The organism is Clostridium kluyveri DSM 555 (genome assembly GCF_000016505.1).
Lineage (GTDB): Bacteria > Bacillota > Clostridia > Clostridiales > Clostridiaceae > Clostridium_B > Clostridium_B kluyveri.
This window is the reverse complement of the sequence record NC_009706.1, coordinates 3,086,595-3,111,085: the sequence shown is the minus strand read 5'-3', so window position 1 is coordinate 3,111,085 and position 24,491 is coordinate 3,086,595. Positions and strand designations below refer to the sequence as shown.

General features: G+C 32.5%; 20 protein-coding genes, 1 pseudogene and 1 riboswitch. Of the genes and pseudogenes, 7 read left to right on the top strand and 14 right to left on the bottom strand.

Annotated elements, in window-relative coordinates; all coding sequences use genetic code 11:
- Window positions 1–35: 35 nt before the first annotated feature.
- The 6 genes from CKL_RS14895 to CKL_RS14870 all read right to left on the bottom strand — a co-directional run bounded on the left by CKL_RS14895 (window position 36) and on the right by CKL_RS14870 (window position 6,263).
- On the bottom strand, window positions 36–263 hold the full coding sequence (locus tag CKL_RS14895; protein ID WP_012103403.1) for a 4Fe-4S dicluster domain-containing protein: 228 nt from the start codon (window positions 261–263) through the stop codon (window positions 36–38).
- Complete coding sequence (locus tag CKL_RS14890; RefSeq protein ID WP_012103402.1) at window positions 256–2,106, bottom strand: fumarate reductase/succinate dehydrogenase flavoprotein subunit; 1,851 nt, start codon at window positions 2,104–2,106, stop codon at window positions 256–258. The genes CKL_RS14895 and CKL_RS14890 overlap by 8 nt, the downstream gene beginning before the upstream one ends.
- A gap of 21 nt (window positions 2,107–2,127) precedes the next feature.
- Window positions 2,128–2,910 (bottom strand): ABC transporter ATP-binding protein, encoded by a 783-nt coding sequence (locus CKL_RS14885; RefSeq protein ID WP_242649502.1) that lies wholly within the window; start codon window positions 2,908–2,910, stop codon window positions 2,128–2,130.
- Window positions 2,911–2,916: 6 nt separating this feature from the next.
- Window positions 2,917–3,699, bottom strand: a complete 783-nt coding sequence (locus CKL_RS14880; protein ID WP_012103400.1) for an ABC transporter permease — start codon at window positions 3,697–3,699, stop codon at window positions 2,917–2,919.
- Between the two features lie 15 nt (window positions 3,700–3,714).
- The gene (locus CKL_RS14875; protein WP_012103399.1) at window positions 3,715–4,812 is read right to left on the bottom strand and encodes an ABC transporter substrate-binding protein; all 1,098 of its coding nucleotides are present in this window, start codon (window positions 4,810–4,812) and stop codon (window positions 3,715–3,717) included.
- Between the two features lie 242 nt (window positions 4,813–5,054).
- The gene (locus CKL_RS14870; protein ID WP_012103398.1) at window positions 5,055–6,263 is read right to left on the bottom strand and encodes an ROK family transcriptional regulator; all 1,209 of its coding nucleotides are present in this window, start codon (window positions 6,261–6,263) and stop codon (window positions 5,055–5,057) included.
- Between the two features lie 596 nt (window positions 6,264–6,859).
- Window positions 6,860–6,974: riboswitch (SAM riboswitch) on the top strand.
- 107 nt (window positions 6,975–7,081) lie between these two features.
- Between CKL_RS14870 and CKL_RS14865 the strand changes: the two are divergent.
- Window positions 7,082–7,402 (top strand): annotated as a pseudogene (locus CKL_RS14865) (ATP-binding cassette domain-containing protein); the annotation flags it as partial.
- A gap of 50 nt (window positions 7,403–7,452) precedes the next feature.
- Here CKL_RS14865 and CKL_RS14860 read toward each other — a convergent pair.
- From CKL_RS14860 to CKL_RS14830, 7 genes are all read right to left on the bottom strand, one after another.
- Window positions 7,453–9,522, bottom strand: a complete 2,070-nt coding sequence (locus CKL_RS14860) for a methyl-accepting chemotaxis protein (RefSeq protein ID WP_012103396.1) — start codon at window positions 9,520–9,522, stop codon at window positions 7,453–7,455.
- A gap of 197 nt (window positions 9,523–9,719) precedes the next feature.
- Window positions 9,720–10,865: a YibE/F family protein gene (locus tag CKL_RS14855; protein WP_012103395.1), complete on the bottom strand. Its 1,146-nt coding sequence runs from the start codon at window positions 10,863–10,865 to the stop codon at window positions 9,720–9,722.
- 124 nt (window positions 10,866–10,989) lie between these two features.
- Window positions 10,990–11,862, bottom strand: a complete 873-nt coding sequence (locus tag CKL_RS14850; RefSeq protein ID WP_049759172.1) for a metal ABC transporter substrate-binding protein — start codon at window positions 11,860–11,862, stop codon at window positions 10,990–10,992.
- 260 nt (window positions 11,863–12,122) lie between these two features.
- Window positions 12,123–13,454: an NADP-specific glutamate dehydrogenase gene (gdhA, locus tag CKL_RS14845; protein WP_012103393.1), complete on the bottom strand. Its 1,332-nt coding sequence runs from the start codon at window positions 13,452–13,454 to the stop codon at window positions 12,123–12,125.
- Between the two features lie 90 nt (window positions 13,455–13,544).
- Window positions 13,545–14,276, bottom strand: a complete 732-nt coding sequence (locus CKL_RS14840; RefSeq protein ID WP_242649428.1) for an ABC transporter permease — start codon at window positions 14,274–14,276, stop codon at window positions 13,545–13,547.
- Between the two features lie 12 nt (window positions 14,277–14,288).
- The gene (locus tag CKL_RS14835) at window positions 14,289–15,050 is read right to left on the bottom strand and encodes an ABC transporter permease (RefSeq protein ID WP_012103391.1); all 762 of its coding nucleotides are present in this window, start codon (window positions 15,048–15,050) and stop codon (window positions 14,289–14,291) included.
- Complete coding sequence (locus tag CKL_RS14830) at window positions 15,047–15,958, bottom strand: ABC transporter ATP-binding protein (RefSeq protein WP_012103390.1); 912 nt, start codon at window positions 15,956–15,958, stop codon at window positions 15,047–15,049. Before CKL_RS14830 ends, CKL_RS14835 begins: the two co-directional genes overlap by 4 nt.
- Window positions 15,959–16,118: 160 nt before the next feature.
- Here CKL_RS14830 and CKL_RS14825 point away from each other — a divergent pair, with 160 nt between their 5' ends.
- From CKL_RS14825 to CKL_RS14800, 6 genes are all read left to right on the top strand, one after another.
- Window positions 16,119–16,838: a response regulator transcription factor gene (locus CKL_RS14825; RefSeq protein WP_012103389.1), complete on the top strand. Its 720-nt coding sequence runs from the start codon at window positions 16,119–16,121 to the stop codon at window positions 16,836–16,838.
- Window positions 16,839–16,873: 35 nt separating this feature from the next.
- Window positions 16,874–18,277 (top strand): HAMP domain-containing sensor histidine kinase, encoded by a 1,404-nt coding sequence (locus tag CKL_RS14820; protein ID WP_242652494.1) that lies wholly within the window; start codon window positions 16,874–16,876, stop codon window positions 18,275–18,277.
- A 22-nt stretch (window positions 18,278–18,299) separates the two neighbouring features.
- Window positions 18,300–18,989, top strand: coding sequence for a response regulator transcription factor (locus CKL_RS14815; protein WP_012103387.1), 690 nt, complete (start codon window positions 18,300–18,302; stop codon window positions 18,987–18,989).
- Complete coding sequence (locus tag CKL_RS14810; RefSeq protein ID WP_012103386.1) at window positions 18,979–20,007, top strand: sensor histidine kinase; 1,029 nt, start codon at window positions 18,979–18,981, stop codon at window positions 20,005–20,007. Before CKL_RS14815 ends, CKL_RS14810 begins: the two co-directional genes overlap by 11 nt.
- A 95-nt stretch (window positions 20,008–20,102) precedes the next feature.
- Entirely contained in the window at window positions 20,103–20,780 is a 678-nt protein-coding gene (locus CKL_RS14805) for an ABC transporter ATP-binding protein (RefSeq protein ID WP_012103385.1), read from the top strand.
- A gap of 3 nt (window positions 20,781–20,783) precedes the next feature.
- On the top strand, window positions 20,784–23,180 hold the full coding sequence (locus CKL_RS14800) for an ABC transporter permease (RefSeq protein ID WP_012103384.1): 2,397 nt from the start codon (window positions 20,784–20,786) through the stop codon (window positions 23,178–23,180).
- Between the two features lie 109 nt (window positions 23,181–23,289).
- On the opposite strand, the gene CKL_RS14795 is transcribed toward CKL_RS14800, so the two are convergent.
- Window positions 23,290–24,429: an MFS transporter gene (locus CKL_RS14795; RefSeq protein WP_012103383.1), complete on the bottom strand. Its 1,140-nt coding sequence runs from the start codon at window positions 24,427–24,429 to the stop codon at window positions 23,290–23,292.
- Window positions 24,430–24,491: the final 62 nt, after the last annotated feature.

Here is a 24,491-nt window from a genome sequence, read left to right as displayed (position 1 = left end):
AATGGGAGGGGAATTCATTATTTTTATAGGTTTTATTATTTGATTAAATATGGAACTTCTTCTAATTTAACAGCACCTTTAGGACAAATATATGAACATACATCACAATACCAGCAGTCATCTTTATATTTCATGAAAGGTATTCCATCTTCTTCAAGTCTCAAAACATCCCTGGGACAATAATCAACGCATTTATTACATGAAATGCACTTATCCTTATCAAAGCTTATCCATTGATAGCTCCTTTTAGTGTTTTTACTCATTTTCCTTACCTCCTGGAATAATTCTCTTAGGAATAATGAATCCTTCTCTTTTGACCTTTTCTTCTATCCAAGAATCTCTATTATCATTTTCAGGAGGAACATATCCCTTTCCTATATTTAAATTAAATACTGGATATTCGTATTCCAACCTTTCTTCAAATTTCCATTTATGTGGTGGAACAGTTTCCTTAGATAATGCCATTTCTTTAGTTTCTTGATTTTTTTGTATTACTACCCATTTGTTATCCCACTCACTATCTCTTTTGGGATATGCTAAACGATAATGGCCAAGTCCCCATCTGCTTTCTGTTCTATATAGTGAAGCCTTTGCTGCCATTTCTGCACAATCTAAAATGCTTTTAACTTCAGTAACCTTTATGAGATTGTGATAGTCATCAACTTTTATCCTAGGTATATCCTCTCTTCTTATTCTATCGATCCACCAGAGCAATTTTTTCATAAGTGGATCACTTTTTGGCGGTGTAAGGTATTGGCTTATTTTAGATCTGATTTTATATTCAACATCTTGAACAGATAATCCAACTTCTAATTTTATAGGACTTTCTATTTCTTCAATAACTTCTTTTAAATCTGCATTTATTTCTTTTGTTTTATGTGACTTTGCATATTCTACTGCACGCTGACCGGCTATGCTGCCAAATACAAATGCTCCAGTAAGATATTGATGTGGAACGGATGCACAATCTCCAGCTGCATATAGTCCTGGTATACTGGTTTCTGCATATTTATTCACCTTTATTCCTGACATACTATGACCACTACATAAAGTGATTTCTTCCATTCCCTGTTCTACTGAATCCCATCTTCTATAGTCTTCTCCTCTTTGTTCGTGGAACAAACCTCGAGTTGTTCTTTCTGTTCCCCAGAGAATTTTTTCCAGTCCTTCTATTGTTTCTTCTGGAAGATGATCCATCTTCAGATACACAGGACCTCTTCCTTCCGTAAACTCACGCCAAACAGCTAAAAACATATCTCCTGACCAATAACCGTGTGTCCAATATTTTTCACCCAGTGCGTTTACTCCATAGCCGCCTCTTGGTATTACAACATATCCACAGGCTGGTCCATTAAAGTCCTTCATTAAAAGGTTAGTTTGAAAGCATTCTAGATTGATTAATTTAGCTCCAGCTTGATATGCTAGTGAAAATCCTTCTCCTGTATTTCCAGGAAATTCATATAACCCACTTAAATATCCATCTCTTGGCAATCCGAATTTACCGGCTGCTCCTGCTGTAATAATTACTGTAGGGGTTTTTATTAGATATTTTTGTCCTGTGCGAATATTAAATGCAAGTATACCTGAAACCTCTCCGTCGGTTGTAAATAATTTTACAGCTGGTGTAAAATCAAAAACTTTAACGCCTAAATCTCTAACTCTTTTGGCTAGTCCTCTTTTTATATCCTCTCCATCCATTGCAAGATATAATGGATGATCTACTGGATGAAGATAGTTCACTTTATAGTTTCCATTTTCATCAATTGGAAATAAGTCTCCAGGCTTTCTTTTTGTATAATCTTCTAAATCTTTTATTACCTGAAAACTTTTTTCTCCAAGTACATAAGCTGTTTCTTGATCTAAAACGCCTTCGGTAACCTTGGTTAGAGCCTCTACGACATTTTCTGGTGTAGAGTATCCAGGGGATGCTACAATATTAAGGGCATCCATTCCTCTCCCTATTGCTCCAGAAGTTTCTATTGGTCCTTTATCTAACACTACTACCGAAGCATCAGGATTTTTTTCTTTTGCCTTAATTGCTGCAATTGTTCCAGCACTTCCACCACCTAGAATAACCACATCGGCATTTATAGTTTCTAAATTCATTATTTTCTCAACCTCCCAAAGTTAAATGTTATATTCAGGTTCAAATTCTTTTACTAATGAAAATTCTTTGTATATAAGATTTCTATAATGTGTAAAATTGTAATGTGTTCTATTTCTTGGTTTGATTAATGGGATCTCTATTAAGGAATTTATGTTACCTGGATTAGATTTCATAATGGCAATTTTATCTCCCAGATAAATGGCTTCATCAATATCATGCGTAACAAACACCACACTTAGCTCTCTATTTTTGCATATGTTAATTAGTTCATCCTGTAATTGAATCCTGGTAAATGTGTCCAATGCACCAAATGGTTCGTCCATTAAAAGAATTTTAGGTTCCATTACCAGAGCTCTTGCAATAGCCACTCTTTGTTTCATTCCTCCAGATAACTGGTGTATATATTGATCTTTAAATTCACTCATATTAACAATATTTAGGTATTTTAATGCTTTTTCTTTAGCTTCTTTTCGTGGCACTTTTCTTAATATAAGCCCAAATTCTACATTTTGTACAACAGTTCTCCAGGGAAATAATGCATAGTCTTGAAAAACTACAGAACTATTTTTATTTGGTTCAGTTATAGTCTGTTCATCTATTTGAACAGTTCCTTCTGTGGATGAATCAAGTCCTGCAATTATTCTTAATAACGTGCTTTTTCCGCAGCCTGAGGGACCTAAAATACAGGTAAATTCATTTGTATTAACTGTTAAATTTATATCTTTTAATACCAGAACTTTCTTTTTTCCTCTAATTTCGTATATTTTAGAAACATTATTAACTTTAATTGTCAAACTCTTCACCTCCAATTATTCACGCCATACCAGTATGATTTTTTCTAGCTTCCTCACCAAAGAAAAGCATATTGCTCCTATAACACCAATAGTTATCATACCTATTATTGTTTCGGGGTACTGCATTAAAGTATAGGAAGTCCAGGTATAGTATCCTATTCCATACTTGCCCGATATCATTTCAGCAGCTATGACACTCATCCATGAGCTTCCTATACCTATGGTAAGTCCAGTGAAAATATTAGGAACAGCACTTGGAAAAGATACATATCTTATTAACTGCCATTTACTTGCACTCATACTTTTTGCGGCTTCTATCAGCAGTGAATTAGCAGCTTGTGTTCCCGCAATGGTATTAACTAGTATGGGAAAGAATGCTCCTAAAAAAGTTATAAAAATGATACTTCCTTCTACAGACGGAAATATTAATATTGCTATAGGAATCCAGGCAATTTGAGGAATAGGCCTTAGCATATCAAAAATAGGCAGTATAAAGTTCTCTCCAAATTTGGTCAACCCAATCAAGAATCCAAATATCACTGCTATAGGAAGTGCTAAGGTGCAGCCTATAAAAATTCTTATGCAGCTGTACAAAGCATGCTGATAAAATTCTTTCTGAATTATGATTGTTTTAAGAGTTTGAAAAACATCTAATGGTGATGGTAAATTTCCAAACATTAAGGGCCTTTTTATATTTAAATTAACCAATAGCTGCCATACAATAATGAATACCAAAATTGAAAATACTTTACATAATATCTTTTTCACCTTAGAATAAGAAGTAGTATTTTCTTTCATATATTGTCATCTCCTTCATTTTAAGGGCTGCCAGTTACCTTTTAGTAAATCTGCACTTGGATATTGAAGATTAGATTCTTTATATGCCTGTTTTATATATTCATCATCAATAAATTTATTTAAATCCACATCCTTAATTTTATCTAGCTTTTTTAAAAAGTCCTTACTGCCTTCTAAAGTAACTTTATCCTTATCATATATAACAGAATCAAATCTTATATTTTTAACGATCTTCTTTGTTACATCTATTGGATATTTACTTTCTTCTGCAAATATTTTAGCTGCATCTTCAGGATTTTCTCTTATATATTTATGAGCTTCTATCAGTGATTTCAGAAGCGCTATTGTATAATCTTTATTTTTTTCCACCCATGTTCTATCTGCAACAATTCCGTCTAAATAATCTACATTTGTATCACTGCCATCTACTAGTGTTTTTCCAATTCCTTTATTCTCTATGAGACTTGGAAATGGTTCCCAAGAAGCGTGGGCATCTATTTTATTTTGTTCTATATTAGTCATGCCAACGGTAACATCTTGATTTAAAATATTAACCTTGTCAGTTATTCCATATTTGTCCAATTCATTAAGCAGCATGCGGTGTGCACTGGAGCCTAAAGGTACAGATACATTTTTCCCTGCTAAGTCTTTAACTGAGTTAATATTGCTGTCCTTTGGTACTAAGATTGCCTGATTCTTTCCCTTTTCTCCCTTTCCATCAAAAGCTAAGAACACTGACTTATAATTTTGAGAGGTTTGTCCCTTTTCTCCGTTAATAAGTATTGGCATGTCTCCCATAAATGCAAATTGAAGTTTTCCTGCCACCATATTATTAGTTAGCGGTGGTCCTGATTGGGCATTAAACCATTCAATTTGAAATTCCTTATTAGGGTATTTCTCTTCTAAATACTTTTCGTAGAGTTTTTTATTTTTTATAATTAATGCTCCCCAAGTTTGAGAAGTAACTGTCTGATAGCCTACAGCAATTTTTACCACCTCCTTTTTTGAATTAGTACTACCATTTTGCTGATTATTTGAACATCCTGCAAAAAATGTTCCAACCAGTGTCAGGGCTAATAAACTCAATATTATTTTTCTTGAACTTTTTGACATTTTTATTACCTCCTTAATAAATAAATATGAACAATAATCACTTGTAGAGTTATACAAGTGTTAATTCAACCCATTTTTCAACTCTTTTAGTAGATCAAGTGATTCTTAGGTTCAGGTGGAGTTTGCCCATAAGTAATGCTTTTTCTCCATCTGAACCTTAGAAGAACTTATCCAGGCGCGTAGCAATGCTTATCCCCTTTGAAGAAGATGGGGGTATTAGCCAGTGGTAGCGTTCGGATAAATTATATTCCACTTTCCAGGCATCTCTCAATTACCATAGCTGAAGCACCTATTGATATGGCATCTCCGCTGAAATATCCACATCGATTAAAAATTACACTTTTCCCTTTAGTAGAATTTAAATTTTTCAATGTACTTTTAACGCAAACTTCATAAAAAAGTTTTGAGTTTATTATTAAAGGTCCTGTTAATATAACTAATTTAGGACTTAATAATTTTATATAATTAGATAGCCCTGATCCTAAAATTAATGCAGCATCTGTAATTATATCTATTGACAGTTCATCACCCATCTCAGCTGCCAGGCAGACATCTTTGTAATCAATTTCTTCTACAGGTTTATTTATAATGGTATGTCTACCTTTTTTGATTTTTTTAGAAATGTTTTTTATTATTGCCTTGATGGTAGAATAACATTCTAAGCAGCCGTAATTTCCGCACTTACACTTTTCACCATCAATGTCGATTGTCATATGCCCAAAGGCTTCTTCTTCGTCATTTATTGTTCTTATAAGATGTCCTGAAGAAATTGTTCCTGTTCTTATTCCGATACCACAATTAAAAAAAGCAATATTTTCAATTCCCCTTCCCACGCCGTAAAAATACTCTGCAACAACTGCTGCATTTGCACCATTTTCAACTATAACGGGGTGTTTTAATTTTTCCTCTAGCATTTTCTTTATAGGTACGTCAGTCCATTTATCTGCAAAGAAGTCAACAGGGTTTTTTATAATACCATTTTTTATATCTAAAGGCCCCACAGATCCTACTCCAATTCCTAACAGTTTCATATGGCTTAAGTTTAGATTTGCATAAGCCCTGTTAATGATTTCCACTACTTTTTTTACAGTTTCACAAGGAGTATAGGAATCATCCATATTAAATAGTTCCTTATACAAAATTTCCATTTTTAAATTTGTAATAACTACCTGAGTATAGAGTATTGATATATCAATACCTATAATATAAAAATCATTTATATTTATATCATATAAAATTGGCCTTCTTCCGCCTGTAGATTCTCCTATACAACTCTCGACTATCATTTTACTTTTTTCTAAAGGTTCCATAACGTAATTTAATGTGGTCAATTTAATATCTGTCCTAGATGAAATTTTATTTTTAGATAAGCGTCCATTTTTCTGAAGTAAATTAAATATTTTTTTTTCTTCAAAGCTTAAACTTTTTAATGCATTGGAATTATCTTTCATGAGTACACCTCTTACACTTATAGAATTCAATAAATACTTCTTTCGTTTTTGGAAAAAGTATTTTGAAAAAATTTAATATAGTATCAAAAATATATTGTTTCTCTATTTTTTTTATAGATTTTTGACTTTTTATCCTATGTATTTATATGTGTTATCTGCACTGTAATAATTTTTAATAAATACTTTCTTCATTTTTGAAAAAAGTATTTTAAAAAATAATCACAATGTATTAATTAAAAAAAGCTAAATTTTAATCTTACAAATGTAAGATTAAAATTTAGCTTCCAGTTTTTCTGGTCAACTAAAACATGGTACATGCTTATTGATATATAATTCTATTAATTTTTATTTGGGATTTTCATATAAGATAAATCCCAATGAATTTAATATGTTTTAGTAATATTACGTAGTATTATAAATATATTTTTAAGTAATGTCAATACTTTTTTTATGTCTATTTTCCAATAAGTTTATTTTAGAGGCTAAGCTTATGCTTTTGTTATTTAATAATTGACACATTATAGTACAATTAGTATAATGTATTACGACGTGTAAAATATAAATAAAATGAAATTTAAAAAAATCAATAAACTAGGTTCTTATCAAGAGAGGCGGAGGGACTGGCCCTATGAAACCCAACAACCGGCATTTATTTCAATATGTATCGGTGTTAATTCCTGCAGAGTTAATTTATACTCTGAAAGATGAGAAAAGTGGCTGTTTTATAAAAGTTTGGGATATTAAAAGCTATTTTTCTTAAATAAGAAAAATAGCTTTTTTAATTATTTAAACCAATTGAAGGGAGGGCGTTTTATGAAATGATAAAAGTTAAAAATCTATACAAGAAGTTTAATGAGCTTACAGTTTTAAAGGGTATTAACCTAGAGATAAAAAAGGGGGAGGTTATTGCAATAATAGGCCCCTCTGGTACAGGTAAATCGACTTTGTTAAGATGCATAAATTATTTGGAAATTCCAGACAAGGGTACCATAGAAATAGGAAAATTAAAAATAGACTTTGAAAAAATAACTAAAAAGCAAATACATGAATTGAGGAAGCATACATCTATGGTATTTCAAAGTTATAATCTTTTTAACAATAAAACTGCATTAGAAAATATTATGGAACATTTAACTATATAAGATAGGGCAAAATGCTTATATTTAAGCATTTTGCCATCAATATAGTATTAAGAAATTTTGAACTTTGATATGATTTGGTTAAGCTTTACTGTACTATTTTTTAGGTATTGAACTTCTCCATGAACTTCATTTGATTTTTGTAATAATGTGGTTAGCTTTTGTACTATATCTTCAGTATTTTTTGAACCTTCAGCAGCAGCTGAGGATACTTTATCAATTTCTTCAAGCATGCTTTGTATGGATATAAATATATTTTTAGTATTTGAACTGAAATCAGCTATCATATTATGGATAGACTGAGCATCTTCATTGTATTGATTCATCATTTGAAGCATCAATTTATAATCTTTATCAATATCATTTTCCATAAACTTTAACATATCATTTGAATGGTGGGATAAGTCTTTTACTGAGCTAATTACATTTTTAGTTATATTTTGCATTTCATTAATAGTATTTTTTGAGTCATTCGCTAATTCACCTATTTCACTGGCAACTACGCCAAAACCTTTGCCTTCTTCTCCTGCCCTGACTGCTTCTATATTGGCATTTAAGGCCAGCAAATTTGTTTTTGATGTAATTTCTAATATAGCTTCAGATAGATTTTCGATTTCATTTACTTCTTCTGCGTTTGTCAGAGATTTTGAAAGATTTTCTTTTGTAGTTGACAATGTGTCAAATATTTTATTATGTGACTTTATAAAGTTGTCCAGAGCGTTTTTGGCAGTTGTACTAATTTCACTGACGGATACTGACATTGACTGAGAATTATCAGAAATATCTTTAATTGAATTTTCTATATTGGATGATGAGGCATTCATCTCATCTGTGGATGCTGCCGTATTTCTCATACCCTGTGATAATTCCTCTGTTAAAGTAGATAGATTTTCTATCATTGCATTGAGCTCTAAAACTATATCGGTAAATATTTTAACTGATTTGTCCATATTTTTAGCTTCTTCAATTAAATTCTGTATAATTTCAGAAACGTTTATCCTGATTTTATTAAAACCTACAGCTAAATTACCAATTTCATCTTTCCTCTTTATGTAATCATCTTTAATTGAAAATACAAAGTTCCCATTTGCCATCTGCTTACATATTTTCGTGAGGTAATTAATAGGATCGGATATATTTTTTGCGATTAAATATCCTATTATTATACTTAAAATTAAAAAAACAATGGATATAGCGATACATTTCATTCTTAAAGAAGTCAGACCTGATAATACTTCGCTTTTATTAACTTCAATAGCCATTGACCATCCTAACTTTCCAATTGGTCCATATATTATAAATCTTTTTACACCGTTAAATGTGTGGTTTCCAAAACCGCTCTTTCCATTTGTCATTTGTTTTACTAAATCAGGTATGTTAATAAAATCTGAATCCTTATCAATAATTTTTGCTGTTGCAGAAGTAACGGTATCCACATTTTTCTTGTTGGTATTAGTTTCGGTAGGTTCTTTAATATTTATACTTTTTTTGGCTATTTCAATATTTGAGTGACCAATAGTTTCTCCCTGTTTGTTAAGTACAATAATATTTCCAGATTTTCCGTATTTTATATTTTTAACAAAACTGCTTAATTCATATCCATCTCTTATGGAAATCAATACGCCAGTAATATTATTGTTTGTTTTTATGGGAACAGCATATACCATTACAGGGGAATCTTCTTTACCCATTTTAATAGGATCAGTAACAACTCTTTCACCATTGATTGCTTTTTTGAAGTAATCGGTATTTTTAACATCTTCAATTTCACCGTTATCGTATATGGCAGTTCCCTGACTGTTTATTACTGCCATTCTCAAACTGCCTAAGGATTTTGTCTTTTTTGATAGTATTTCCTTGATATTTTGTATATCAGTATTGTTATTAACTGTTGTAGGTAAATTTTCACTGGACCCTAATCCTTCTAGTATAGTAAATTGATTAATTACAAATTGATTGATATTTTCTGATCCCTGGGTAACAAAGTTTGGCATTGTTTGTCTTACATCTTGTACCAATATATTCTTAGCTGAATTATACAGTTGCAGGGCTAAACCTGTACAAACTATTATAGACAGCAAGCTAATTAATATAATAATTCTTATTTTTATACTTTTCATATCAATTCCTCCATAGATGCAGATTATGGTCTTTAGGCGTGATTATAGTTGAAATTTTAAGAAGACTAATACCTAATTAGCTATAATATACTAAAGATAATATTATTATACAATAATATTTGAAGAGATGTAATTGTTGCTTTTTGAATGAACGAATAAATCCTCCTTAGAAGGAGGATTTAAGAAGAACTTTTATTCTAATCACTTAAAATACAGCATACAATAACTGTTATGGGGATTGTAAAGATTAAACCTATGCTTCCGGCTAAAGTTTTAATAATTTCACAAGCTATCATATCCTGATTTACTATATCTAAAAAATTACTGTTATTGGCTAAATAACCTAGAACTAAACATATTGAACCACTAATATAAGCAAGAATTAAAGTTGTAGCCATAGTTCCCATAGTATCTCTGCCTACAACCATTCCCGCTTTCATAAGTCTGCCGGGACTGATTTTAGGATGTGCTTCTTTTATTTCTGTCATGGTTGATGCTATAGACATACTTACATCCATTACAGCCCCCAGGGCTCCTATAAGTATGGCTGCAAATAGAATAGCTTTAAAATCAAGTGCATGTTTAAGAGGAATATCCATAAGCAGCTGAGCCTCTTCCGTACCTACTCCAGAAACTTTAGTCAAATTGACCACTATAAATGATATAACTCCTGATATAACTACTCCACTAGTTGTTCCAATAATAGCTGAAATGGTTTTTCGATTTATTCCTCCTATAACGATTAAAGATACAATGGCTATGGCAATACAGACAAATATTGAAATAGTTATAGGATTGTATCCTTGTAAAATTAAATTTAGAAATACCTTTATTACCATAAAACAGGTAAATGTCAATGTTATTATAGACTTAAATCCTTTGCCTTTTCCAATTAATATCATAGAAAGTATAAAGAATATAAGTAAGTAAGTTAGGGGCTTGTCCCTGGCAACCTGATAAATATTAGATGAGGTTATATTGCCATTACTATCTTCACTTATAGATAGAAATACTTGATCTCCCTCATTAAAAATTAAATTTCCTTGTTTGGAAGGATCTACAGTATTTTTTATAGTGACATCTTCACCTTTATGCTTTCCACTTGAAATTTGTATTTTTAATGTCTGCTCTTCTAGAACAACATTTTTGTCACCTGCGGCAATATTCTTTTTTTTATCAGATACTATTTGTACAATTTTAGCTCTAATGGAATCTGTATTTATAGTTTGTGAATTATCATCTGCAAATACTTTTAAAGGAATTATACTTTGTACAATAAATAAGAAAAGAATGACTAAAGAAAAGAAATACTTTTTACTCTCTTTTGTAAACAGTTTTAACATCCCCTTTTTGTTATTTTAATTTACTTAACTATTTATATGAGAAAAATAAATTGTTTATTACTCACTAAAAAGGGGATAGTTATCAATTTGTGCTATTATTCAGGTACAGCAGATATATGTGAATTTATTTTAAACTATTATAAATTATTTCTAAATTATTTTTCATACTTTCAATATAGTTTTTGTTATCTTCTTTACTTTCAAGTGTATATATTTTTTCAACCTTGGCACCTATTTCATTGGCCAGGGTGGTAGATACTTTAGGACTTACCATGTCTTCCATAAATATAGTCGTTATTTTATTTTGTCTGCAGTAATCTACCAGTTCTTTCAATTTTTTTGTAGAAGGTTCTCCTTCTGCAAATACATTTTCTACACTGTTTTGAGTTAGACCGTAATCTCTACAGAGATATGCAAAGGCAGCATGGCCTGTCACAAAATTTTTATTCTTCACAGTTTCAAATTTTTTAGTATATTCATTATGAAGATCCTTTAGCTGTTTTGAAAATTCATCATAATTTTTTTCATAGAATTCTTTATTTGAAGGGTCCACTTTAACTAAAGCATCTTTAATATTCTTGGATTCAACTTCTGCACCCTTTAAACTAATCCAAATATGAGGATCATATTCTCCGTGTTCTTCTATTTCTTCAGCATCAGTATTTTTGATGGGATTTGAGTCCTTTGAAGCATTTACTACAACTAAATTTTTATTATCAATAGATTTTAAAACTTTGTCTGTCCAGGATTCCATACCTAGTCCGTTGTATATAAATACATTGGCACTGCTTAAATTTTTAAGGCTTTCTGTAGTTGGCTCAAAATCGTGAGGTTCCGTGCCGTTGGGAACTATTGTAGTAATGGCAATCTTATCTTTTCCAATAGCTGAAGCAAATTCTTTCATAGCATTAAAGGATACTACAACTTTTATTTTGGATTGGGAGTTTGTATTAGTAGTTTCAGCTGTTTTGCTGCTGCAGCCGGCAAAAATAAACATGAAAGAAGTAATTAGAAAAGAGCATAATACTATTTTGCATAGCTTGTATTTTTTACACACTTGTATTTTCACTCCTTAAAAAATAATATTTAGATGCAAATGGTTTGCATCTAAATATATAATACTTAATAAAAAAGATATTGTCAATTATATAGAATATTATTACAATTGGAGATGAATCATTTGATTTTTTTGTGATATAATAAAAGTAATTTATGAAAAGTAGCTATTACTGCAAGTAGTAATAGCTGCTTTTAAAATTAAACTATTCCCTGCTCCATCATAGCTTCTGCTACTTTTAGAAAGCCAGCTATATTGGCACCAACTAAATAGTTTCCTTTGTGACCATAAGCTTCTGCTGCATCGTAGGTATGCTCATGGATGCTGGACATAATGTGGCGCAGGCGGGTATCAACTTCATAAAAAGTCCAGCTTGTACGGATGGAATTTTGACTCATTTCCAGTGCGGAAGTTGCCACTCCGCCGGCATTGGCTGCTTTTCCAGGGGCATAGAGTATTCCTTCACTTTGTAAAAGTTGTATGGCCTCAATGGTTATAGGCATATTTGCACCTTCAACAACCATTTTTACACCATTTTTAATGAGATTTGAGGCATCTTTTGCATCCAGTTCATTTTGTGTAGCACAAGGCAGGGCAATATCACAAGGAATGGACCATATACCTTTACCTCTGTGATATTCTGCATTTTTGTGAATGGATATATAATCTCTGAGACGGCTGTGGTTAACCAGCTTGATTTTTTTCACTGTTTCTAAATCTATCCCTTCTTTATCATATATCCACCCTGTGGAATCACTAAGTGCTATGACTTTACCGTCTAATGCTGCGGCTTTTTCTGCAGCATAGATAGCTACATTGCCTGAACCTGAAATAATAATTTTCTTGTTTTTAATGGAATCGTTTTTAATTTTCAGCATTTCTTCTGCGAAATAAATTACACCATAACCAGTTGCCTGAGTGCGGGCTAATGATCCCCCGTAAGTTAACCCTTTACCAGTTAAAACGCCGTGAAAACGATTAGTTAATCTTTTATACTGACCATACAAATATCCAATTTCACGACTTCCAACACCAATATCACCGGCAGGTACATCTGTATCTGGTCCTATATGATGAAAGAGTTCAGTCATGAAACTCTGACAAAATACCATTATTTCATGGTCGGATTTACCTTTGGGATCAAAATCTGCACCGCCTTTACCGCCTCCAATAGGCATACCGGTCAGTGAATTTTTAAAGATCTGCTCAAAACCAAGAAATTTGATGATACTTAGATTAACAGAAGGGTGAAAACGAAGTCCTCCTTTATAAGGGCCAATGGCACTGTTGAATTGCACACGAAATCCACGGTTTACCCTTACTTTTTTATTGTCATCCATCCAGGGTACACGAAACATCAAAACTCGTTCCGGCTCCACTATACGTTCCAAAAGTCCCATCTCTTTGAAGTGGCTGTTGGAATCAATTACAGGTCTAATAGAATTCAGAACTTCTGTGACAGCCTGAATAAACTCTTTTTGCGGGGCATCTTTTTTAATGAGTTCTTCCAGTACGGAATCAACGTAAGACATAATGATCACTCCTATCCTTTAGCAGTAGTTTTAATTATAGTAAAAAAAAGCAATTTATACAACATAAAACTGAAAATTAATTCATAAAAATCATATATCTTTTTTATTGAATTCATACATGCCAACAATTATAAAAATAACAAATACCGCCAGAGATATTATATACATATAATTGGGGCAGGGAAAATTTAAATTTGAACCATTTAAAAGTGCCCTTCCAGGATAAGCCCAGGGAAATAATATCCAGTATCTGGTGTTGTTTATAAGCACTGATGGAAGAGAAAATACCACTCCTACTCCTAAAGGAACTGCAATGTTTTCAAATTTCATGGTAAAGTAATATTGAATTGCTATAACAGGAAGTGAAGCTATAAAGCACAACAGGGGAGAATATATAATCTCTCTTGGCATACTCTCATTATGGGGTGCTGCAATTATTCCTGCAGCAATTATAAGTAGAGTAAATACAAAAAGATTTAAAAGTACCATACCGCAGCCTATAAATAGTTTTGATATGTATATATCACTTCTTTTTACAGGTAATGCAAGTATTCTTTTAAAGTTATCTCCACTGTTTTCTATTCTCACTAAAACTGCAACTAAAATAGTAATAAATAAAGCCATGAGAAATAGTCCATAAAACATGGAACTTTGAGTGTATACCTGCTGCCATATGTTCTGACCTTTTGATGTGAAGAGATCCCTGTATCTTAGGAAATTTGCAAAGCCTAGGATTACGAAAAACAAAGGCAAAAACATAACTATGCCCAGTATTTTTGAATGTTTTAATTTTAATAATTCCACTTTATATATATTCTTCATTTTATACACCACCTATTTGATATCCCTTCTATTAAATTCTAAAATTCCTATGATAAGCCATAATATACCTGAGATTGCTCCAAAAATGGCAGCTGCATGGGCATCATTCATGTCCCCTAGAGGAAGTGATCTTAAAACACAGGAAAATGGATTTATATTTCCAAGTATCTTACTCTGTGCAAGCATATATGATCCTATAGTACCTGCAAATCCTATGGCAGCGGCAACTAAGGAATTTTTGATGTAGCAGCTTATAAACTGCTGGAAACTTACTACTCCTGAGACTGCAGCAATTTCCAGAAGTACATATTTAAAAATCAATGCAGAATTTCCTTCAATTCCAAAGAACTTTTTTATAAGTATTACAAAAACCCCATTTAAAGCTATTAAAGCAACTGAGGCTGTAAATACTATAATCCATTTGGATAGATAAATTTTCATTCTTTTTACAGGTCTTGCCACTATTTGTTTCCAGGTATTTTCACTGTATTCCATGTAGTTTACAATAAAAGCTATTACTACCACAGATAAATTTAAAAGTATGAACCACAATGTAGATAAATGATTTTCATAAAGCAGAACATCCATTTTATTATAAATTCCTATTTGAGCTAATTCCCTTATTCTACTGTTTTCCATTAAATAATCATATCTTAGATGAAGATCTATAAATAAAAGAATAGATGAAAATATGGGAATAAAAAATACACCTTTCCACAACAGGGATTTTTTATACTTTGCCAATTCAGATTTTAAAACACATATAAAGCTCATATATTTTTTCCCCCTTCGGTGAGAAGAAGAAATATTTCTTCAAGAGATTTTTGTACTTCTATAAATTTAAATACTCTGTTGTCATTTAATATTAATTGCTTTAAGATTTCATAAGGCTCCACTTCCAGGGGTTTTACAAAAATATCATCATCTTTTATTTTGTATTTATAGCCATGATCATTCAATGTATGGGCTGCTTTTTTCAAGTCCTTCACTCCTATACAGATTTCACCTTTACTTCTTGAGTGAAGTTCTTCAAGGGTACCTTGAAACAACATATTTCCTCTGTTTATGATACCTATGTCATCTGCTGTAAGTTCAATTTCACTTAAATTATGGCTGGATATAATTACTGTCATATTATAAATTTTAGGAAGATTTTTTATAAGCTCCCTTATTTCATGAATTCCAGAGGGGTCAAGTCCATTAGTAGGCTCGTCCAATATTAAGAGTTCCGGCTTTGATATAAGTGCCTGGGCAATTCCAAGTCTTTGCTTCATTCCAAGAGAAAATTTTTTGCATTGTCTATCCTTCCATTCAGTAAGTTTTACAAAATCTAAAACTTCATCAATGTATTTATAATCGAGTTCCAAAAGTTTTGCTGTTACTTCCAGATTTTCATAGGCAGTTAAATTTCCATAATAGGAGGGAGATTCAACCAGAGAGCCAATTTTTCTCAAAATGGTCAGTCTGTTTTCCTTTAAATTTTTATCAAATATTTTAATTTGTCCTTTTGTAGGTGTTATAAGTCCCAGGAGCATTCTTATGGTTGTAGATTTTCCAGCACCGTTTGGCCCCAGAAATCCATATACCCTACCTTTTTTCACTGTAAGGCTCAGCTTGTCTACTGCCTTAAAATCTTTAAATTCCTTGGTTAAGTTTTTAGTCTCTATAATTTTTTCTGACATAATTTTTTCTCCTTTAATTCATTGTGAGTTTATAATATAAGTTCAAGCTTAAGTTCTGCTTATAGGAACCTTATGAGAACCTTAAAATTTTGATGTGTAAATCAAAAATATTAAATAATGTTATAATTGAGGCAGATAATATTCATATTGGAGGACTAATATGTATGATGAAATTTTAGATAAAAAAATTCTTTTAATTGATGATGAAATAGAATTGTTGAAACTTATGGAGACGGTTCTCAGAAAAGAAGGCTTCAAGAGGATATTTAAAGCTTTAAAGGGCACAGATGGCATAAATTTATGTAAAAATGAAAAACCTGATATAGTAGTTTTAGATGTTATGATGGAGGATATGGATGGTTTTGAAGTTTGCAGGGCTATCAGAGAGTTTTCTTATGTACCTGTTATTTTTTTATCTGCCAGAGGTGACCATATAGATAAAATACTGGCTCTTGGACTGGGAGCAGATGATTATGTAACAAAACCTTTCAGCCCTAAAGAAGTTGTGTTTAGAATTAAAGCTCACTTAAGGAGAAATATATACATAAAAAATGAACTTACCATGAAGAAGGAGAAAATATGCTTTGGAGATTTAATTATTGATTTTAAAAAGGGAGAAGTGTTAAAGAGCGGCAAAAATATTACACTTACCCCTAAAGAGTATCATCTTTTATGTTATATGACGCAAAATGCCAATCAGATATTGACAAAGGAGATGATATGTGATGAGGTGTGGAATGATAATTATGAAGGATATGACAATACCATAATGGTTCATATGAGAAAGCTTAGACAAAAATTAGAAAGTAATCCCTCAAAGCCTCAATATATAGTTACTGTAAAGGGACTGGGATATAAGTTTAATATTCCCCAAGATTAATATTTTTTATTTAGAGGTAGCAGCTTATGAAATTTATGAACAAAATTAAAACCAATTGGAGCCTTACAACAAAATTTTTAGTGACTCTGGTATTTATAATTATGATAGAGTTTATTGTAGTTATGTTTGTATGGAGAAGCGCTATTATATACACCAAAAGTAATTTGCCAGGATTTAATCCTGAAAAGTTTACATGGACTTTTTCAAAATATATAGATATTGAAGATAATAAGCCTGTTTTGAATGATGAAGGTAAAAATGAGCTTGTAAAAAATAAAGCCTGGATTCAAATAATAGATGAAAGTTTTAAGGAAATCTATTCTTTTAAAAAGCCACAGGAGGTACCAAAGGTATATACTCCCATAAAAATGGCCCATATTTATAAATATGATATAGCCAATTATTCTATATTTATAAGTGAAAAAGAATATGATAATGAAAGTTTTGCATATATTATAGGTTTTCCTACCTGGCGTATAGCAAAACACACTGTTATTTTCAATCCAACTGCACTTAGAAATTTTTTTGGAGGAGGGTTTATTGTACTTTTAGCTGTAAATGTTACTATTGCAGTGATTGCCTCTTATTTTATATTTGGAAAAAGAATGGGAAGGCCACTTGAAACTATTATTAACAGCATAAATGAGCTTTCCAGAGGACATTATGAAACTAATCATATGGAACAGGGGGTTTATAAAAATGTATTTGCCAATTTAAATAATTTAGGCAAAACTCTTAAAGAAAATAAAAATAAAAGAGAAGAAATGGAAAAGGTAAGGGAGAACTGGATTTCCTCCATATCCCATGATGTAAAAACCCCCCTGTCTTCTATAAAAGGATATGCTGAAATAATGAAAGATTCCGATTACACTTTTTCACAGGATGAAATTTTAGATTATTCAAAAATAATATACGATAAATCTTCCTATATTCAAGGATTAGTTGAAGATTTAAATTTCACTTATAAATTGAAAAATAGAACTATACCCTTAAAAAAAGAAAATGTAAATGTGGTGATACTTATTCAAAATATAATTGTGGAAATTTTAAATCACCCTCTATATTCAAATAGAAATATAAATCTTTATTTTGAAAGAGAAAATATAAATATTTTAACAGATAAAAATCTATTTAGAAGAGCCATCTCCAATTTGATTTTTAATGCCATAATACATAATCCACAGGAAGTTAGGGTGGATGTTTCAGTTTATAAAAAAGATAGAGTTCACATTTTAATAAAAGATAATGGCAGGGGAATATCCCAGAATGATTTAAAGTACATTTTTGAAAGATATTACAGAGGTACAAATACCAATGTTTCTGTTGAAGGTTCTGGACTTGGCATGGCCATATCCAAACAGATAATAGATGTCCAGGGAGGCAGTATAAATGTAGAGAGTACTTTAGGGAAGGGTACCAATATAGATATAGTACTGTAGTAAAAATGAAAGGAAAATTTATATGAAAAGAATACTTATAGTAGAAGATAATATAGCTTTAAGCACAGGGCTCAGTTTTGATTTGGAGAGGGAAGGTTATAAGGTTGATACAGTTTGTAGTTCTGGACAGGCCAGAGAAGCTGTAAGGGAAACTGAGTTTGATTTAATTGTACTGGATATAAATCTTCCAGATGGCAGCGGCTTTGAACTCTGCAGATGGATAAAGGAATTAAAAGACATTCCTCTTATATTTCTCACTGCCTGTGATATGGAAAAGGATACTATAAAAGGTTTTGAATTGGGTGCTGATGACTATATAACCAAGCCTTTTAGCGTGGGGATTTTTAGAAGACGTGTGGCAGCAGTATTAAAACGTTGTGAAAAAGAGAACATAGGGAATATTTACAATGATGGATATCTAATGGTTGATTTTGATAAGTTGATGGTAATTAGAGAGAATAAAGCATTTATGCTTACATCTTCTGAGTATAGGCTTATGAAAATTTTTGTTGCCAACAGCGGCAAGGTTCTCACAAGACAAATTTTATTGCAGAAACTTTGGGATAATGATGGAAATTTTGTTGATGAACATGCTCTGACTGTTAATGTAAACCGTCTTAGAAGTAAAATACAAAATAAAGGTCATAAATATATTAAAACTGTCTATGGAATGGGTTATATGTGGGTAGGTGAAAAATGCAATGTTTTATAGTTCTTCTTCAAAGGGTATTTATATAAGCTGGGCAGTATTATGGATTTTTACCTTTATATGTTTTTGCTGTGTTACATTTCAGATAACAGAAAAATGGAGTCTGCGTCTTTTACTCCTTGGATTTGCAGCTCTTTTTCAGTTTATAGCCCTGTTGGCTGTGGCTGCCCTTAGAGGTAAAATTGTATATTTTTCTGAATCCATGAGTGTGTATCTGGATAACATGATAAAAGGCAGTGAAGAGGTGTACTTTAATTTAGAAACAGAAACCTTAATGGCAAAACTTCAGATAAAATTAAAGCGTCTCTATGACATCATGAAAAATAACAGCAATAAAAATATAAGTGAGAAAATGGCCATACAAAGATTGGTATCTGATATTTCCCACCAGGTGAAAACTCCCATTGCCAACATAAAAATGTATAATACCATTTTAAGAGAGCGTTCAATGTCCTGGAAAAAGCAGCAGGAGTTTTTAAAGTCTTGCGATATCCAGATAAATAAACTGGATTTTCTCCTGCAGTCCATGGTTAAAATATCCCGTTTGGAAACAGGAGTTCTTCAAATATGTCCAAAATCGTATCCTATTTATAATACATTGGCAGAGGCCCTAGGAGAAGTGCTTGTAAATGCAGAGAAGAAGAATATCCATATTTCAGTACAATGTGATTCACTGCTGGTTGTTAACCACGATAAAAAATGGACAAGCGAAGCTCTCTATAATATTTTAGATAATGCAGTAAAGTATACAGAGAAGGGGGGCAGTATAGAAATAAAAGTAGATAAATGGGAATTTTACACAAAAATAGATATTAAGGATACGGGAAAAGGAATTTGTGAAAAGAACCAGGGGGCAATTTTTAAAAGATTTTACCGTGAGCCGGAGGTTCATGATGAAGAAGGTATTGGCATTGGACTTTATCTTTCCCGTGAAATTATTACCCTGCAAAAAGGGTATATTCAGGTAAAATCTAAGCCTGGGCAGGGTTCTGTTTTTTCTGTTTTTATTCCAAATTACTAAAAATTAAAATCTCTCAAAATTGTGAGTTTTCAGAGACATTTTAGAGACATTGGCATTTTATAATTGAGGCAGTAAAGAGAAGGAAGGTGTAATTTGTGAATGCTGTTGTACAAATTTCAGATTTAAAAAAATATTATGGTAGAGAACCTAATCTTGTGAAAGCCTTGGATGGCGTAAATCTATGTGTGGAACCAGGGGAATTTATTGCCATTGTAGGTACATCGGGAAGTGGAAAATCTACTCTGCTGCACATGATGGGAGGCCTTGATAAACCAACTTACGGCAGTGTCATAATTGAAGGCAGAGAATTATCTGAGATGAATGATGAAGATCTCACTATTTTCAGGAGAAGACAAATTGGCTTTGTCTTTCAAAATTATAATCTGGTTCCTATTTTGAATGTGTATGAAAATATTGTGCTGCCTGTTGAATTGGATGGAAACAAGGTGGATAAGGATTATGTGGACAAGGTTATTTCAATGCTTCATTTGGAGGATAAGTTAAATAGTCTGCCCAATAACCTTTCTGGAGGTCAGCAGCAGAGGGTAGCTATTGCGCGGGCCCTTGTAAGCAAACCTGCTATTATTCTTGCAGATGAGCCCACGGGAAACTTAGACAGCCGCACCAGCCAGGAAGTGATGGGACTTTTAAAAATGAGTAACAATGAATTCCATCAAACTTTGGTGATGATAACTCACAATAGTGAAATTGCCCAGCTTGCCCATAGAATTATCCGTATTGAAGATGGAAAAATTATGGACAGGGAGGTGTGATGGATGCTTCAAAATAATAATGGGAAAGTTATAAATCATCTGGCAGTGAGCAGCCTTAAGAGTAATAAAATGCGTAATTTTTTTATTGTATTTACAGTGGTACTGTCTGTAAGTTTATTAGCAGTCATGAGTTTTTTCTATTCAGCTTGGAGGGAAAGTGATAAAAAAGCAGTGGCAAAGGTTCAGCATGTTATATATGAAGGTGTAAATAAGGAGCAGTTTGAATCACTTAAAAAGGATAAACGTATAGAATATGCCGCTATTTACAAACCGGGGCAGAGTTTTGAAATGGAGGGACATATGATCCGCCCTGTTTATTTTGATGGCAATTCTAAAAAGATTGAGACTATAAAATTGTCTTATGGAAAATTGCCGGAGAAGGAAAACGAAATTGTTGTAGATAAATCCTATATGAGAGAGATAAAAAGGAAAGCAAAGATTGGAGAGACTATTTCTTTTACTTTTTTAGATGGAACTACTGAAAAGTTTGTTATTTCTGGTTATACGGACAGCGGGGCAAATTTGGGAGCATATCCTGTATTATTTTCAAAGGAGTATGCTGAAAAAGGGGAGCAATTTAAAAATGTACCCTATGGTGCTCTTGTCCGTATAAATGGCGCAGAAAAGATGTCAAAAGATCAATTTATTGAAGTTATTCATTCCATTGGACAGGATTATGGCATTGAACGTAAATATATAAATGAGAATAATTCTTTTGCCAATATGCTGTCTATGAATTTCCAGGAGGGTATGGTTATAATTGGTATAGGTATCGGTATTTTACTGGTAAGTATCTTAGTTATCTACAGCATATTTTATATTTCTGTTGTAAGCCGCATACGACAGTTTGGACAGTTTCGTACCCTGGGTATGACCGGGAGGCAAATCCGTAAAATGGTAAATAGAGAAGGGCTTATTCTCTGTGCAGTTGGTATACCTATAGGACTCGTTATAGGGGGAATAATTGCATATTTTTTAAAGCCGGAGGGCTGGAACTGGATTAATTCTGCATTCATTGCTGTAATTGTAGCTGCAGCAGATATTATAACACTGCTTTTTTCTATTCACAAACCGGCAAAGCTGGCATCAACTGTATCTCCACTGGAAGCTTCTAAATTTTCCTTTTATTCCGGTGGAAAAAAAGAAACCTCAAAGCTCCATAGAAGAATTACTCCAATGAATCTTGCACTTATGAATTCTGTACGAAACCGGAAAAAGACATTTTTGACAATGCTGTCTCTTGGTATAGGTGGAGTATTATTTTTAATGGCGGCCACTTTTATAGTTTCTATCAATAAAGGCGAGTATTCAAGACAGACAGCATTTTATTTTGGAGAGTATTTAATTGAGTTTTCCTACAATAAAGTTGAGACTTCAGAGCATGGATATAGTGATATTCAAATAAATAATCCGTTAAATGAAAAGCTGAAGGAAAAGATAAAAGCTGTTCCAGGGGTAAAGGGGATTAAGAGTTTTAAGCAGGTAAATATCCAGTATGAATACAATAATGAAAAAGCAGGGGACTATTTAACACCATTTACCAGGGATAAGACATCATTACTGAAAAAACTCTTGAGTGAAGGAGATTTTGATTATGATAAAATGATAAAAAATAATGAAATTTTAGTAATAGCCAATGATAATGTAAAAGAGCTTTATGGATGGAAATTTAAGGCTGGAGACAAGATAAAGATACATTACTATAATGGAAAGCCCATGGAAAAGGAACTTAAAATTGCAGCCTGTATAGATGATTATGTGTCCTATAAGGATTTAGAGGGGCCTTGGGGATATTTTCTCATTCCTGATGAAGCACTTAATCACCTGATGAACAATATGAATCTTACCACTGGATTTATAGTATCTGCTTCTGATTTTAAAAAAGAGGGAGAGCAAATTGAGAAGAATCTCAATAAAGTAGTGGATGAAAATCCTCTTTTAAGTATGGATACATTGAGAGAGAGGATGGAACAGGATGAGAATAGCTTTAGTATTATGTATGGAGTTATTCTGGGACTGGCTGCATTTATAGTGTGTTTTAGTTTTATTAATCTTATAAATACTTTGATTATGAATATTTTAACTCGAAGGCAGGAACTTGCCATGATGCAATCTATCGGTATGAGCAGCAGACAACTAGCTGTAATGCTGCAGAGTGAGGGAATTATCCTGGCAGTAGGTAATATTTTTATAACACTGGTGTTAGGTACAAGCCTTGGGTATTTGCTGATACAGGCAATGAGAGATATAGGGACTGAGTATTTCCATTACCACGTTCCAGTCTGGTACTTATTAGGGTATGCCCTGATAATTTTGCTTTTGCCTATGGTAATTTCTGGAGTGCAGATTCACTTTTTTAAGAAAGATTCTCTGATAGATAGGTTGAGAGAGCAAGAATAGGTTCTTCCCCCTAAAGGATAACATATTCTAAGTGCTAAAGACACTAAGAATACTGTTAATAAGATTCAGATGGAAAAAAGCATTCCTCATGAGCAAACTCCGTCCAAACCTAAGAATCACTTGATGTATCGGTAGGAGTTCTGACAAATAATCCACACAGTCCTATTCCTGCAAATAATAAAAAGCCGAAAGCATAGGATGTCAGCTCAATGATTGATCCTGCTGTAAGTGAGCCGAAGGACTGACCTATACCCAAAAACAGAAAACCCAGGCTCACTCCTAAAAAAGGTGCTTCAACAAATAGTTTTACTGCCCAAACGATGAAGACACCGGTTACAAAAATATAAGAAATACCAAATAAGAGTGCAGAACAATAAATGCTTATGGTTGAGGGTATTGTAATTAAGCATATTGAAGTCAACAAGACAAGGAGAACGCCTCGATAGGAAGTCGCTAACCCAAACTGCTTAATAAAATTGCCTGCAACTCCTCCCAAAATCCCTGCGATTCCCATCAGAATCCAAAAGAACATACTTTCCATTGTGCTTATGTCATACTCTGTGGTTAAAAAACTTCTAGAAAAGGTCCAATAAATAGAAGAACTTATGCCTGTAATAAATGCAGCAGTGAATAAATTAATGCTTCTTTTCCATGGAATATTCCATCCATTCTTTCTTATAGGTAGGTCAGATTGTTTAAATTGATGATCTGTTTTTGGAATGCTGTGGCGATTCCACATCATAACAATGAAGCTAATGGCAGCAAAGAATATATAGGCTAGCCGCCAATAGGTATTAAAAAATAGTGCCAGTGGTCCTGATATGATTAAACCAAAGCTAGTACCAGTATTAATCCATGTATTTCCCTTATCCTGTTCCTCTGGCTTCAAATTAACTGCAGCAATTTTGCTGAATGCAGGGGAGGACAGACCACTTCCTATGCCGGCAATAAATGTACTGATTGATAGCAGATATAGATTTTGAGAAAGTGCAATGCAAAGTGTTCCAACTACAGCACTGAAACCAGAAATTTGGATGACATTATATGCTCCTGCTCGATTAATTAATAATGAAGAAAACACTAAAGTTAGGCAGTATGCTATGTAAGCAAGGGAACTGGGCACTCCGGCCTGCATTTCTGACAGATTAAGTGAGTTTGAGATATCTGGCAGGAATAGACCATAACTGAATCTGGCAAAGGCATAGGTTACACTAATCATTGCAATACCAGGAAATACAATTTTCTTCACAATAATCCCCCTCTATATAGAACGTTCATTATATTTTTATTAAAAATAAAAAGTCTTATATA

Bases quoted from the DNA above. Each gene is read 5' to 3' on its own strand.
- CKL_RS14895 (WP_012103403.1), bottom strand. From the start codon at position 263: ATGAGTAAAAACACTAAAAGGAGCTATCAATGGATAAGCTTTGATAAG.
- CKL_RS14890 (WP_012103402.1), bottom strand. From the start codon at position 2,106: ATGAATTTAGAAACTATAAATGCCGATGTGGTTATTCTAGGTGGTGGA.
- CKL_RS14880 (WP_012103400.1), bottom strand. From the start codon at position 3,699: ATGAAAGAAAATACTACTTCTTATTCTAAGGTGAAAAAGATATTATGT.
- CKL_RS14875 (WP_012103399.1), bottom strand. From the start codon at position 4,812: ATGTCAAAAAGTTCAAGAAAAATAATATTGAGTTTATTAGCCCTGACA.
- CKL_RS14870 (WP_012103398.1), bottom strand. From the start codon at position 6,263: ATGAAAGATAATTCCAATGCATTAAAAAGTTTAAGCTTTGAAGAAAAA.
- CKL_RS14860 (WP_012103396.1), bottom strand. From the start codon at position 9,522: ATGAAAAGTATAAAAATAAGAATTATTATATTAATTAGCTTGCTGTCT.
- CKL_RS14855 (WP_012103395.1), bottom strand. From the start codon at position 10,865: ATGTTAAAACTGTTTACAAAAGAGAGTAAAAAGTATTTCTTTTCTTTA.
- CKL_RS14850 (WP_049759172.1), bottom strand. From the start codon at position 11,862: ATGTTTATTTTTGCCGGCTGCAGCAGCAAAACAGCTGAAACTACTAAT.
- gdhA (WP_012103393.1), bottom strand. From the start codon at position 13,454: ATGTCTTACGTTGATTCCGTACTGGAAGAACTCATTAAAAAAGATGCC.
- CKL_RS14840 (WP_242649428.1), bottom strand. From the start codon at position 14,276: ATGAAGAATATATATAAAGTGGAATTATTAAAATTAAAACATTCAAAA.
- CKL_RS14835 (WP_012103391.1), bottom strand. From the start codon at position 15,050: ATGAGCTTTATATGTGTTTTAAAATCTGAATTGGCAAAGTATAAAAAA.
- CKL_RS14830 (WP_012103390.1), bottom strand. From the start codon at position 15,958: ATGTCAGAAAAAATTATAGAGACTAAAAACTTAACCAAGGAATTTAAA.
- CKL_RS14825 (WP_012103389.1), top strand. From the start codon at position 16,119: ATGTATGATGAAATTTTAGATAAAAAAATTCTTTTAATTGATGATGAA.
- CKL_RS14820 (WP_242652494.1), top strand. From the start codon at position 16,874: ATGAACAAAATTAAAACCAATTGGAGCCTTACAACAAAATTTTTAGTG.
- CKL_RS14815 (WP_012103387.1), top strand. From the start codon at position 18,300: ATGAAAAGAATACTTATAGTAGAAGATAATATAGCTTTAAGCACAGGG.
- CKL_RS14810 (WP_012103386.1), top strand. From the start codon at position 18,979: ATGTTTTATAGTTCTTCTTCAAAGGGTATTTATATAAGCTGGGCAGTA.
- CKL_RS14800 (WP_012103384.1), top strand. From the start codon at position 20,784: ATGCTTCAAAATAATAATGGGAAAGTTATAAATCATCTGGCAGTGAGC.